A 13035-nucleotide genomic window follows, 5' to 3' on the forward strand; every position below is an offset into this window, starting at 1 on the left:
CTATACCCTGCAAATACGCTACTGCATTGGTATATTTACCGTGTCATCCGTTGCGTTTAACACACGCGCGGAGCGGTCTTTGATATTGGCGCGCTCGGTTATCGCGTTAGCAAAGCTGCTTAGCTGTGACGCGCCTAGCTGTTGGGCTAAATTGGCCTTTAGTGTTTCGCGTTGCTGGTCGTCTGCGGTCTCGTCAAAGCGTACCTCCTCGTTAACATAGACATAGAAATCGCCTGTCGGTGAGTCAACCAGCTCAGCATATTCATTACCCAACAAAGGCGGCTGTTGTGCAATCAAAAATTTAGCAATGACATCGACAAAATCATCTTCACTCATTTGCGCATCAAAGTTTTCTATCAATTTAACGGGGTAGTCACTTGCCTTAGCTGCCGTTTCTAGTCCGTCGGTTTTAGCTGATTCGACTAACGCCTCTGCCATCGATTGTAGCTCGGCTTTGTTTTTGTCGGCGATGATTTGCTGCTCAATCTGGTCACGGACTTCGTCAAGTGCTAGCTGTTCTGGTGCAATCACGTCAGTGAGTTGATAGACAATCACGCGATCACCGATGACGACGGGTTCTTGTAATTCGTTGGTATTGCGATTGCTGTCTTGGATTGACTGCACCAATTCAGGGGTTGCCAAAATCCCTTGGTTGCTCGTCAGCGCAGTCAAGCTTTGGGTTTGCTGTGCCAATCCTGTCGCCTCAGCAATCGCAGCCACCGTCGGTGTGGCGGCTTCAAAAACGGCTGTATTTAGTTTGTCGTTTATTTCACGAATTTTTGGCTCGGCTTTGGCTGCACGGAGTGTCGCAATTAGCTCGTCACGCACCGCATCCAATGGTTGGCTATCCGACATGTCGGTTAATTCGACCAAATAAACACCCAGTTCGGTGACGACCGGTGCTGAAAATTGCCCTGTTGCGTTGATGGCATAGAGTGCATCGGCAATCGCCTGCGGGACAATATCATCCGCGCCGACTTCAGGATTAATCGCGCCCAAATCACCGCTGTCTTCTAGCGTAGCGCCTGCGGCTTGTTTCACGGCATCAATAGGTTCGCCTGCGACCAATTTGTCATAGGCGGATTGTGCCGATGCTTCATCGCTAAATAGATAATAATTTGCGCTTCGAATTGGGGCGTTTGCGGTGGCAATTTCTTCGTCTGTCACGGTAATCGTGCTTTCAATATCAGCAGGGTTTAGCTCAACATAGGTGAATGCGACTTGCTCATCGCTCAAAAAGTCACCTTTGTTTTCCTCATAATAGGCAGCAATTTCATCCGTGCTGGCAGTATTGCTGACCGTGCTAGCGGCAATTTTAGCAATACGCACATCGCGTGAAACGTTATTTAGCAGCAAAAACGGCGCAACTTCAACGTCACTCACGATACTGCTATTAATGATTGTGCGCTGAATGATATCTAACCCCATTTCTTTGGCTAAACTCTGGCGGTATTCGCTGAGCTGCATGCGAAACTGTCCTTGAACAACGCGATTCATGGCTTCTTGGTTAAATTCGCCGCCTAGCTGAAAACTGGGATTATTCACAATGGCGTTATCAATCGTTGCTGCATCTGGCAGCACGGGATATTGATTAATAAAATCTTCGAGCGCAACTTGGCGTCTCAGGCTATCCAACACCAATTGCTGTGTTTGCGCTAGCGGCATATCAGGATTGCTTGCTTGCACACGTGACAAACGATTACGGTATTCGGCTTCGGTGATTTTGGCTTTACCGGCTTCAAAAATCTCTGTTTGGCGGGTTTCACGATTGAGGCCGAACTCACTCGTACCAAACCCAATCATCCCTAACAGTAATAATCCGATGACAACATAAACGCCTTTGCCACTTTTGTTTTGTCTGATTTCCTCTAATGCCATTTGTAACCTCTGTAAACTATGTGTCCGTGTGGATTAATAAATCCCATGATTAACTATAATAAATGAATAATGATAATACACTATGATAAAACTTCTTTTCACAACCATGACCATCGCTGCGTTATTCAATAAAGCCCCCTCGCTACCGAAAGTCCTCGCTACCGAAAGCCCTCGTTATCGAAAATGAAGGCGTTGCGTCGGGTTGACTATATTATCCATGCTTTTCTCAACAATGCCAGTTGCTTCTACACCAAAATCTTCTAACACCTTTTCAAAGGGTGATTTACGCATGTAGTCATAGACGGGGTAATTGCCTATTTTTTGCGCGACTTCGTTTGGGGTTGCAATACCATCGATCAAGCCCAGTGTCTGCGCCTGCTGTCCCGTCCAAAAGAGACCGCTAAAAATGGTCTCGTCTTGTTGTAGGCGCTCGCCACGACCTAATTTAACCGCATCAATAAATTGCTGGTGTAATTCGTCTAACAATCCCTTTAAAAAATCGATTTCTTCTGGCTTAATGGGGCGCGAGGGATCCATAAAGTCTTTGTTTTCACCTGCGGTGAAGGTTCTTGGGTCAAGCCCTAGTTTTTTGAGTGTTTCGCCATAGCCAAAGCTTTGCGCAATCACGCCAATCGAGCCAACAATACTAGACGCATCTGCGTAAATTTCGTCGCTTGCCGAGGCAATATAATAACACCCTGAAGCACAAACATCGTTGACCACCGTTAAAATCGGTTTATCAGGATAGTCTTGTTTTGCCGCTTGGATTGCCTGATAGACGATGGACGATTGCACGGGCGACCCACCACCGCTATTGGCATCAATCACAATGCCCTTGACCGTTGGTTTGGCAATTGCACGGCGAATAGTGGCTGATAATTGCTCAGCGTTTGCGTCTGTGTCGGTTGCAATAGTGCCATGTATCCTAAGCAACGCCACGTGATCCGATTGTGCATTGGTCACGGCATTACCGAATTGATCGGTGGCAGGCGTACGTTCGCTTTGGCTAAAAATACCAAATACGATTAGCGTTAAATACAAGACAAATAAAATCTTAAAGAAAATACCCCAACGCCGTGCACGACGCTGTTCCTTGATACCTTCTAGGGCAATTTTCTCTAGAATTTGTCGCTCCCATCCGGGTTTGTTGGTCGCAGAATTTGTGTTTTTTTCTGAGATGATAGATTCTGTCATCAGTTGTATTGTCCTAATCAATGATTGAGGCGATATTGTAAATGACTACCGCCTCGCTGTATAGTCTATTGTTATCTATTTCTTACCTAAATGGTCTTTGTATTTCGCTTGAATACTGTTTATACTTATGTCTGTACCCATGCCTGTACCCGTGTCTATACGCACATCTGTCAGCGTGTTAGCATCACTCAGCGCTGTTGGTCGATGTAGCGTTGTAAATCCTCAGGCAATGGGGCTGAGACGTGAATCGTCTCATCTTCACTGCGAAACTGAATCACGTGCGCGTGTAAAAACAACCGTGAAATGCCATATTTTTCTAAGGTACGATTCCATCTGAAATTACCATATTTATCATCCATTGCCACGGGGTGTTCTTGGCGAGCAGCGTGGATACGGATTTGGTGTGTACGGCCTGTTTTAATGACAACTTGCATTAAACTGGTGCTTTTATAAGTCTCTAGTGTCGTAAAAATACTCACTGCGGTTTTTTCGTCTCCAGTGAAGGTCTCTAACGCATCAACGGTGTCGATTTTTTCAATCGGTGAGTCAACGATTAAATGATTGACCTCCCAACGTCCCTTGACCAATGCCAGATAAGACTTAGTCATCCCATCTGACTGCGACAGCATTTGAAAGTGCCGAAGCGCATCACGATTACTGGCAAAAACTAAACACCCCGAGGTTGGCTTATCCAGTCGGTGGCAAAGCTCCCACGGCGTATCTGGGTAGGCAGCGCGAACCATATCAATCACACCAAACTCAGTTTTCGTGCCTGCATGGACCGCAAAGCCAGCAGGTTTATTGATCACCAAATACGTGCCGTTGTTAAATAAAACGCTTTGTTGAATTTTGTCGATTAAAGCGCGGGGGATATGGTGCTTGGCTTTTTCGTCAATGGTGGTTGGCGGCAATCGTAACACGTCACCTGCTGTGAGCCGATCATCGGCACTGATGCGTTTTTTATTGAGACGAACCTCGCCTTTTCTGAGCATTTGATAGCGCCGTGATTTGGGTACATTGGGGAGTATTTTTCGTAAATAATTATCAACGCGCTGGCCATCGTCTGATGCGCTGATGACGAGATGGCGGACGCCAAAGCTTTGACGGGTATCCTCATCGGTTTTGGGTGAGATTGCACGGGCTGGTGCTGTAACTTTTGCTGTGCTGATTTTTGCTGTGCGAGTTTTAGATGTTGTTTTTTGGGTCGCTTTTGGGGTCGTTTTTGCTGTCGTTTTTTGGGCCACTTTTGGTGTAGATTTCGGATTACGCCGCGTTTGATTCTCGGCACGAGGATTGCCGCCAGCTTTTACCGCCGCTGGGCGCTTGCGCGCAGGATTTTTAGTCGGTGGCTGTTTGCTGGATTTTTTAGTATTCGACCGTTTTTTGACGGAGGCACTGGTTTTTGGCGCGTGATGTCGGTGAGTTGGCATAATAGGATGGCTAAGTGAGGGTTAAAAGCCTTTGTACTGTTTAATCGTATGATAGGCTTGGTTAATGGCGATGACATTGTCTGCCGCCGCGCGTTTGTCTTGTATGCTTGCTTGATATAATTTATCAGGGTGGCATTGACTAATCTTTTTTTTACGTGCATTTTCAATCATTTTTGGTGTTGCATCAAGCGTCACTCCTAGTAGTTCACAGGCTTGCGCCAGCGACTGGCTCACTGTTTGATTAGCCGCTTGATTAGCTGCTTTATTAGCCGCTTGATTAGACGATTCATTGGTCATTTCATCCATTCGGTGGCGACCGGTATTCTGTGCGGGAGGACGCGATTGGCCTAAAAAAAACCAATAATAAATCAGCAGCAATCCCAGCGCGCCGAGATAGCGCCCACTATAAAAACCAATCACAACGAGTAGCAGTACCACAACCCATTGGGTATTAGATAGCCTTTTACAGCGAAAAAGCCTGGTCAGTTTCAGCCACTGTTTTATCATTTGTATTGCCGCATTGTAGTAATAAAGTGGGGTCGCGTAGCGGGTTGCGTGGCTGGCTGCGTAGCTGGTTGCGTAAGGGGTCGCATCAAACCAATAACGCACTTAGCGTAAGGGTTTAGGCAGTACAAAATGGATGGTCTCTTCGATACCTGATATTTCTGACACGGTGGTTTTCCCCGCGCGGCGCAAATGCGCAATCACATCTTGTACCAATACCTCAGGCGCAGAAGCACCCGCAGTCACACCAATGCGTTGACTATTTAACAACCAATCTTCGTGAATTTCAGACGCATTATCAATCAAATACGCCAGCGCACCATTGTCTTCGGCAAGTTCGCGTAGGCGATTAGAATTGGATGAATTTACCGACCCCACCACCAGCACCAAATCGCATTGTTTGGCAAGCTCACGTACGGCGTCTTGACGGTTTTGCGTGGCATAACAAATATCGTCTTGCCTGGGCCCACAAATGGCGGGAAACTTGGCTTTGAGCGCATCAATAATACTGCGGGTTTCATCAACCGACAACGTGGTCTGGGTCACATGGTAGAGCTTTGTCGGGTCTTTGACTTGAAGGGTTTCGACATCGTCAGTGCTTTCAACCAAATAAATCCCTGCGTCGGCATTGCTGTATTGCCCCATTGTGCCGATGACCTCAGGATGTCCCGCATGTCCGATTAGGACAACTTCGTAGCCAAGTTTGCTATAGCGACTGACTTCGATATGGACTTTGGTGACCAGTGGGCACGTTGCATCAAATACCTGCAAATCGCGTTGCTTTGCTTCGTTTTGTACCGATTTGGAGACCCCGTGCGCCGAAAAAATCACGGTCGCGCCATCAGGGACTTCGTCTAATTCTTTGACGAAAATTGCCCCTTTTTCTTTTAAGTCATTGACTACAAATTTATTATGCACCACCTCATGACGAACATAAATCGGCGCACCAAGGCGCTCGATAGCGCGTTCAACAATTAAAATCGCGCGGTCAACGCCTGCGCAAAATCCGCGCGGGTTCGCCAACAGAATATGGCTATTAGGGGTTGTGTCGTTTAGTTGATTCATTGAACTATTCGTTGTTAAGTGAAATAGAATTAGCGTTAAATTTTTAAATTTGTCGGCTTTTAAATTTGTCGGCAATTTGTCGAGACTCTTACCCTATTTTAGCATACTCAAGCTACGTTAGAATGAAGCGCTCGTGATTAAAGCCAAATACTACCGACGTCGCTCCAATAACCAACTAAGCAGCATCGCGCCAACACCAATAGAAATCGCCATGTCTGCCACATTAAAAATAGCAAAGTAAAAATTAATCGGCTCGTAATAAACACTAATCATATCGCGCACATACCCCAAAGTATAGCGGTCATAGATATTGCCGACCGCCCCCCCTAAAATCGAGGCATAGGCAAATAAAGTTAAGTATTCTTTTTTAGGCGTTTTGACAATCAGCACCAACAACATGACCGTGGCAACAACACCAATCAATAGCAACAACCACCGCTGGCCCGACAGCAAGCTAAATGCTGCCCCATGATTTTCGGCATAAAGCCAGCGCAATACAGGTAATACATCAATATTGCCCAGCCCAGTTTCTTTGAGTGTATCGACAGCCCACTGCTTGGACCATAAATCAACCACCAACCAAACCAATGCAACAGCAAACCAAAACCCTTTACTAACCACTTGATTTAACATCCTATCCACCAAAATCTTATCGCTTATCGTTTATCGCTTATCGCTTATCGTTTATCAGTCACTACATTACACAAACTGGCGGACTTCACCACGCCCCGAGACATTATCAACACACCGACCGCAAAGCGCAGGATGTTCGGCATGTGTGCCCACATCCTCGCGATAGTGCCAACAGCGTGCGCATTTTTTGGCCTGGCTTTTTTGCGCGATAATAGCGAATTGCTGACCATCTATATGACTGATAAGGGGGGTTCTCGCATCAGTATCAAGGTTAGTCAAGGGTAATAACGTGACTTTAGAGGTAATTAGGACAAAGCGTAGTGCATCACCTAACTGGCTTAATTGATTAAGCAATTCAGACGCAGCATAAATACTGACCTCGGCGTCTAATGATGCGCCAATTTCCCCTGCCGCGCGGCATTTTTCTAATTCGGTGGCTACAGCTTCGCGCACTTGGCTAATCGTTTGCCAATAGGCATGATCAAAACGATTTGACGGTGCCAACGTAAATAATTGATTAGAAAACGTGGTTAAAAATACCGACTCAACGCCTTGGTCGGCCGCAACACGGGGCGTAAACGACCAAATTTCATCCGCGGTAAACGGCAAAATGGGCGCAATCCAACGCGTCAATGCATCCAAAACAAGGTACATCGCGGTTTGTGCCGAACGGCGCGCGATATTATCGGCATTAATCGTATACTGCCTATCTTTGATGACATCGAGATAAAATCCGCCCAAATCCAAACTGCAAAAATGGTGTATGGATTGATACACCATATGAAATTGGTAATGATTGTAAGCCTGTTCTATCTCTGTTTGGACATGCGCGGCACGAGAGACAATATACTGATCAAACTCCAGCATATCATCACGGCTAACCCAGTGTACTTGTGGGTCAAAGTCGTGCAAGTTTGACAACAAAAACCGAGCGGTATTACGAATGCGGCGGTACGCATCGGCTGATTGCTTTAAAATATTATCTGATAATCTGATTTCACGCGTATAATCCGTCGACGCGACCCATAGCCGCAGAATATCAGCACCTAATGTCCCCACAATCTTTTGTGGCTCGACAATATTGCCCAGCGATTTAGACATTTTATGGCCATTTTCATCGACCACAAAGCCATGTGTGAGCAACGCTTTGTAAGGCGGCACACCATTAATCGCAGACGAGGTTAATAATGACGAGTGAAACCAACCACGGTGCTGATCAGACCCTTCTAAATATAAATCCGCAGGGAATTGCAAATGCGGTTCGGCGCGAAGCACGGCTTCATGGGTCGAGCCAGAATCAAACCAAACATCTAAAATATCTTGGGTTTTTTCATAATCGGCAGCGTCTGCACCAATCAAATCCTCTACCGACAAATCAAACCAAGCATCAACCCCTGATTGTGCCACCCTATCGGCTACTTGGCGCATAATGCTGACGGTATCAGGATGCAGCTCACCTGTCTCTTTGTGCACCAGTAAACAAAGCGGAACGCCCCAATAACGTTGGCGAGAAATACACCAATCAGGACGGTTTTCAATCATGTCATAAAGCCGTGCTTTGCCCCACTCAGGGATAAATTTAACGGTATTAATTCCGTCCAATGCGGTTTGTCGCAAACCCGCTTTGTCCATACCCACAAACCACTGCGAAGTCGCGCGAAAAATCGTCGGTGTTTTGTGTCGCCAACAATGTGGATAGCTGTGATTAAATTTTGACTGCGCACAGAGTCGTTGGTTTTCAATGAGCTTTTCAACAATGGCAGGGTTGGCATCAAATACTTTTGTCCCTGCAAAAAATGGCGTACTCTCGGTAAATCGCCCTGTGCCATCGACAAAACTATCAAAGCTTAATCCATAATCGAGTACAGCGACCTGATAATCATCCACACCATGCGCGGGGGCGGTATGCACACAACCTGTTCCTTGCTCGGTGGTGACGTGCGTGCCTAGCATCATTAATATATCGCGGTCTAAAAAAGGATGGCGTAGTACCGCACGGTCTAACGCTTGTCCATCAATGGTTGCCAACCTGTGATAGGTGCCAAAATCACATGCACTGACGACCGACTCAACTAACTCATCGGCTACCACAAAAGCACTACCATCTTGGCGCTGATATAATCCGTAGCTTAATTCAGGGTGTACACTCATACCAATGGATGATGGCAATGTCCATGGCGTGGTTGTCCACATAATAACGTCTAACGTTGTCTCTGCCGCAGTCTTGAATACATCAGTCGTGAGACCAAATCGCGCCAATAAATCAACGCTGTCTTTTGCAGCGTATGCCACATAAATTGAATAAGATTGTTTGTTTTGGTACTCGACCTCGGCTTCAGCCAATGCCGAGCCACAGTCCATACACCAATTGACTGGCTTCGAACCCCGTACGACGTGGTTTTTCTCAACGATTTTAGCCAGCGTACGAATAATATTGGCCTCAGTGGCGTAATTCATCGTTTTATAGGGTGTGTCCCATTCACCAAATACGCCTAAACGAATGAAATCTTGACGTTGCTGATCGATTTGCTTTTCCGCATATTCACGGCAAGCGGCACGAAACTCACGCGCCGTCAGCTTGTTACCCACTTTACCGTGTTTTTTCTCAACTTGGAGCTCAATCGGCAAACCATGACAGTCCCAGCCAGGCAAATACGGGGCATCTTTACCCAACATCTGCTGTGATTTGATAATCATGTCTTTTAGCGTCTTATTTAAGGCATGCCCCATGTGCAGCTGACCATTTGCATACGGTGGCCCGTCATGTAAGATGAATTTTTCACGTCCTTGGCTAATCTGACGTTGTTTGTTGTACAGGTCAATGGCTTGCCAATGCGCCAGTCTATCGGGTTCACGTTGTGCCAAATTACCCCGCATTGGAAAATCCGTATGCGGTAAATTTAATGTGGACTTATAATCAGCGTTGTTGTCGCTCATACCTTCACCAAACCAATTGATTAAATAAGGTCGCTATCATAACAAAAAACCAGTCATTTGTATGCGCTTTGTATACGCTTTGTCCTCGCTTTGTCCTCGCTTTGTCCTCTCTTTATCCTTTCATGGTAAGAGAAACACCACAATAAATACCATGACAAATATGCCAGAATTGCTACAATGCGATGCGTAACCTTTGATAAAGCAACGCCATCACGTTATGTCACCCTTTGGTAATACCGCCGGCAATATCACCATCTAGCCATATCATTTGATATTCGCGTTTTATGGTGTGTAATGATGTGTGATGACGTGTGATGGGGCTTTATCGTCTCTATTCTTTTTTTTGGCATCGACATGGAATATACACTAATTGAAGCCGTTATTTTGATGGGGCTTGGTTTAGTTGCTGGCGTCATTAACGTTTTGGCGGGGGGTGGCTCAAACTTAACCGTGCCTGCATTAATGGTGCTGGGCATGCCTGCTGACATTGCGAACGCGACCAACCGCGTTGGTATTTTTTTACAAGGCATTATCGGTGTCACTGGATTTAAACGACATAAAAAATTACCAACAGGCGATTTTAAGGCCATTCTAGTCCCCACATTGATGGGTGGATTAGCGGGGAGTTTGATGGCGGCTTATACACCACCTGTTTTACTCAAATATATTTTACTCGGTGCGATGTTATCAGTGGCGTTAATCGTCCTCGTTCGTCCCAACATCATTATCCCGCCAGCGGGAACCATACCATTTATGGTGTCTGAACGCCCACAAGCGTGGTGGTTGCTGCTATTGGCAGGATTTTATGGCGGACTAGTACAAGCTGGTGTTGGCTTTATCCTGATTGCCGCCTTTGCAGGTGCGCTGCGTTACGATTTGGTCGCAAGTAATGCGTTAAAACTACTCACTACCCTCTTTTTTACGGGTATCGCGTTGATTATTTTTATTGCCAATGACCAAGTACGCTGGATTCCTGGCCTCATACTCGCTGTTGGCACTATGCTCGGCGCCCATATTGGCGTCAAACTGGCATTAAAAGTCAGTCAAAATACGCTCAAATGGTTTTTATTTTTGATGACACTCGCGGCCAGTGCTGCGGCAATTTTCTTTTAGCCAGCAACCAACGACTACGTGATCAGTCATCAAAGATTAACTTGCTGTTAGGACGTCATTTTTGTACACTAAAATACGGCATAAAATACGGGTTAGGATACCGAACAAAAATCCACTAAATATTCGATGACTCATCAGGAAATAACCCATGCACCAAGCAACGAAGCAAACAATGCAAAAAGCAATACACCAAGCAACCCACAAAATCATCAAAATAACACAAACCACAAGGGTACAAATAAAATCTTGCATGGGAATTGGCTTATGGTTTCTGATACCCTATTTTTATCTCTCCCCTGTCCAAGCTGAGACCATTGTTAACATCAGCGACTTTGCGAATGAGCCGCTATCTGCTTGGGAAAGCAAATCCTTTGACGGCGAGACATCCTATGACATTATGACCGACGCTGACGCACCAGTAGATAGTCCATCAGGCGCAACCCGACACATTCTCGTCGCGCGTAGTAACAGCAGCGCATCGGGGCTTTTTAAACGCCAGCGAATTGATCTGCAAGAAACCCCATACCTTAACTGGCGTTGGCGCATTGATAAAGGAATAACCAATGCTAATGGCAGCATAGATGAAACACAAAAATCAGGCGATGATTACGCGGCGCGTATTTATGTTATTGTCGATGGTAAACTGATTCGTATCAATAGCAAAGCCGTCAACTATGTGTGGTCCAGCCATCAAGCGGCAGGCAGTCGCTGGGATAACGCATTTGCCCCCAATAACGCCAAAATGCTCGCGGTGCGTGGAAAAGACGATACCACGGGTCAGTGGCGACAAGAAAAACGCCACGTTGCTAACGACTTTAAACTGTTGTTTAACCGCGATGTGCGCTATATCGATGCGGTTGCGATTATGACCGACACCGACAATACCCAGCAACAAGCCCAAGCGGCTTATGCGGATATTTACTTTTCGGCAGACTAACGCGATGAGATCGCACGATACTCTCTGGCTAGATAGCGACCAGTTATCTGGCAATCATCCGTTTAAATTTTTGTGTTTTTCAGCGCCAGACGGATTATCATCCGCCACATTACCATTCTTATTATCGTAAGCAGTAGTATCTAGCGTGGCATCTAGCGTGTTCATCGTTTTATTTTGTGGCGCGTGTTGGTGCGCTTCTCCTTTTTGCTGTGGTTCTTGCTGTGGTTCTTGCTGTGCTTGTTGCTGACTTTTATAATCCTCATACTCATTAATGCGGGTTTTTTTCCAAAGTGGTACGCGGTCGTTATAGGCCGCACGGCCAATGATATGCGCGGCTATTGGTGAGGTAATTAACAGGAAAACGACGATAATCAGTGCTTTAAATGCCACACCAACATCATCGGCATGAATCGCCACACCAATGACAATACAGGCAACTCCTGCCGTTGCCGCTTTGGTGATGGCGGAAACGCGGATATAAAAATCCGGTAGGCGTAAAAGCCCAATGGCGCCGATAAAGACAAATATCACACCCAAAATCACCATGATTGCGCTTAGGATTTCTATCATTATTTATGATCCTTTTTCATATAATAGGCAAACGCCACCGAACCGAGGAACAGTACCAGTGATAGAATTATGGCCGCATCCATATAGGCGTGCACGCCGGTGGACATTGAATATATGGCAATCATGCCAATCATAATTGTGCCAATTAAATCAAATGAAATCACGCGATCTGGCAAACTCGGCCCTATTACAATGCGCACAAATACCAAAATAATTGAAAAACTAAGTACGATCAAAGCACTTAATAAAACTATATCAAACCAACTCATCGTGTAACCCTCAATAATCGTTGTTCAAATCCTTGTTTTAATTCTTGCTTAATGGCCTCTGGATCCATGGTGGAAAATGTAATTGCATGGACAAATAATAAGGAGCGATCTTCTGATAAACCCAGACTTAACGTACCGGGCGTTAATGAAATCATGCATGCCAATATGGTAATTTCGATATCGGTTTTGGCATCAAGTGGCACCGCCACCACACAAGGGCGCATATAGGTTGTCGGCGTCACTACGTCATAGGCGACGCGTAAATTTGCCATGAACAATTCCTTAATAAAAAACACAATTAAATTTACCAAGCGCGGCAATTTTACAAAATAGGTTTTTGCAAATAGATAACTAAGCGGCCAGGTTAAGGTGAATATGCCCCACATTAACAGCAAATAGCCGTTACCTCCGATGTCAAACGGCAAATAGCCTTGTGCGATATAGGCTAATGCAAAAGCGAGGATAAAATGTGGAATGAGTAATTTCATAAGGTAATTATAGCCTA

General features: G+C 45.7%; 12 protein-coding genes. 2 read left to right on the plus strand and 10 right to left on the minus strand.

Features of this window, described 5'->3' with window-relative positions; translation table 11 throughout:
- Window positions 1-18 precede the first annotated feature (18 nt).
- The 7 genes from GCU85_RS07125 to ileS all read right to left on the minus strand — a co-directional run bounded on the left by GCU85_RS07125 (window position 19) and on the right by ileS (window position 9641).
- Complete coding sequence (locus GCU85_RS07125) at window positions 19-1878, minus strand: SurA N-terminal domain-containing protein (protein ID WP_152810490.1); 1860 nt, start codon at window positions 1876-1878, stop codon at window positions 19-21.
- A gap of 174 nt (window positions 1879-2052) precedes the next feature.
- Entirely contained in the window at window positions 2053-3072 is a 1020-nt protein-coding gene (sppA, locus tag GCU85_RS07130) for a signal peptide peptidase SppA (protein WP_152810491.1), read from the minus strand.
- A gap of 188 nt (window positions 3073-3260) precedes the next feature.
- The gene (locus GCU85_RS07135; protein WP_152810492.1) at window positions 3261-4502 is read right to left on the minus strand and encodes an RluA family pseudouridine synthase; all 1242 of its coding nucleotides are present in this window, start codon (window positions 4500-4502) and stop codon (window positions 3261-3263) included.
- 21 nt (window positions 4503-4523) lie between these two features.
- Entirely contained in the window at window positions 4524-5009 is a 486-nt protein-coding gene (locus tag GCU85_RS07140; RefSeq protein WP_152810493.1) for a J domain-containing protein, read from the minus strand.
- Between the two features lie 102 nt (window positions 5010-5111).
- Complete coding sequence (gene ispH, locus GCU85_RS07145) at window positions 5112-6071, minus strand: 4-hydroxy-3-methylbut-2-enyl diphosphate reductase (protein ID WP_152810494.1); 960 nt, start codon at window positions 6069-6071, stop codon at window positions 5112-5114.
- A gap of 150 nt (window positions 6072-6221) precedes the next feature.
- Window positions 6222-6704, minus strand: a complete 483-nt coding sequence (gene lspA / locus GCU85_RS07150) for a signal peptidase II (protein ID WP_152810495.1) — start codon at window positions 6702-6704, stop codon at window positions 6222-6224.
- 66 nt (window positions 6705-6770) lie between these two features.
- Window positions 6771-9641, minus strand: coding sequence for an isoleucine--tRNA ligase (gene ileS / locus GCU85_RS07155; RefSeq protein WP_152810496.1), 2871 nt, complete (start codon window positions 9639-9641; stop codon window positions 6771-6773).
- 354 nt (window positions 9642-9995) lie between these two features.
- On the opposite strand from ileS, the gene GCU85_RS07160 reads away from it, so the two are divergent.
- Window positions 9996-10754, plus strand: coding sequence for a sulfite exporter TauE/SafE family protein (locus tag GCU85_RS07160; RefSeq protein ID WP_152810497.1), 759 nt, complete (start codon window positions 9996-9998; stop codon window positions 10752-10754).
- 148 nt (window positions 10755-10902) lie between these two features.
- Window positions 10903-11691: a DUF3047 domain-containing protein gene (locus GCU85_RS07165; RefSeq protein ID WP_218110594.1), complete on the plus strand. Its 789-nt coding sequence runs from the start codon at window positions 10903-10905 to the stop codon at window positions 11689-11691.
- A gap of 54 nt (window positions 11692-11745) precedes the next feature.
- Here the strand turns inward: GCU85_RS07165 and mnhG are convergent, their stop codons facing one another.
- From mnhG to GCU85_RS07180, 3 genes are read right to left on the minus strand one after another with little or no spacing between them, the layout of a single operon-like run.
- Window positions 11746-12261 carry a monovalent cation/H(+) antiporter subunit G gene (mnhG, locus tag GCU85_RS07170; RefSeq protein WP_152810498.1) on the minus strand — a complete coding sequence of 172 codons (516 nt, stop codon included), beginning with the start codon at window positions 12259-12261 and terminating at the stop codon, window positions 11746-11748.
- Window positions 12261-12530 carry a monovalent cation/H+ antiporter complex subunit F gene (locus GCU85_RS07175; protein WP_152810499.1) on the minus strand — a complete coding sequence of 90 codons (270 nt, stop codon included), beginning with the start codon at window positions 12528-12530 and terminating at the stop codon, window positions 12261-12263. The genes mnhG and GCU85_RS07175 overlap by 1 nt, the downstream gene beginning before the upstream one ends.
- Window positions 12527-13018: a Na+/H+ antiporter subunit E gene (locus GCU85_RS07180; protein WP_152810500.1), complete on the minus strand. Its 492-nt coding sequence runs from the start codon at window positions 13016-13018 to the stop codon at window positions 12527-12529. The genes GCU85_RS07175 and GCU85_RS07180 overlap by 4 nt, the downstream gene beginning before the upstream one ends.
- Window positions 13019-13035: the final 17 nt, after the last annotated feature.

The sequence above is a fragment of the Ostreibacterium oceani genome, from assembly GCF_009362845.1.
Lineage (GTDB): Bacteria > Pseudomonadota > Gammaproteobacteria > Cardiobacteriales > Ostreibacteriaceae > Ostreibacterium > Ostreibacterium oceani.

Coding starts and splice junctions, on each gene's coding strand:
- GCU85_RS07175 (WP_152810499.1), bottom strand. CDS start 12,530: ATGAGTTGGTTTGATATAGTTTTATTAAGTGCTTTGATCGTACTTAGT.
- GCU85_RS07140 (WP_152810493.1), bottom strand. CDS start 5,009: ATGATAAAACAGTGGCTGAAACTGACCAGGCTTTTTCGCTGTAAAAGG.
- sppA (WP_152810491.1), bottom strand. CDS start 3,072: ATGACAGAATCTATCATCTCAGAAAAAAACACAAATTCTGCGACCAAC.
- GCU85_RS07160 (WP_152810497.1), top strand. CDS start 9,996: ATGGAATATACACTAATTGAAGCCGTTATTTTGATGGGGCTTGGTTTA.
- ileS (WP_152810496.1), bottom strand. CDS start 9,641: ATGAGCGACAACAACGCTGATTATAAGTCCACATTAAATTTACCGCAT.
- GCU85_RS07125 (WP_152810490.1), bottom strand. CDS start 1,878: ATGGCATTAGAGGAAATCAGACAAAACAAAAGTGGCAAAGGCGTTTAT.
- ispH (WP_152810494.1), bottom strand. CDS start 6,071: ATGAATCAACTAAACGACACAACCCCTAATAGCCATATTCTGTTGGCG.
- GCU85_RS07165 (WP_218110594.1), top strand. CDS start 10,903: ATGCACCAAGCAACGAAGCAAACAATGCAAAAAGCAATACACCAAGCA.
- lspA (WP_152810495.1), bottom strand. CDS start 6,704: ATGTTAAATCAAGTGGTTAGTAAAGGGTTTTGGTTTGCTGTTGCATTG.
- mnhG (WP_152810498.1), bottom strand. CDS start 12,261: ATGATAGAAATCCTAAGCGCAATCATGGTGATTTTGGGTGTGATATTT.
- GCU85_RS07135 (WP_152810492.1), bottom strand. CDS start 4,502: ATGCCAACTCACCGACATCACGCGCCAAAAACCAGTGCCTCCGTCAAA.
- GCU85_RS07180 (WP_152810500.1), bottom strand. CDS start 13,018: ATGAAATTACTCATTCCACATTTTATCCTCGCTTTTGCATTAGCCTAT.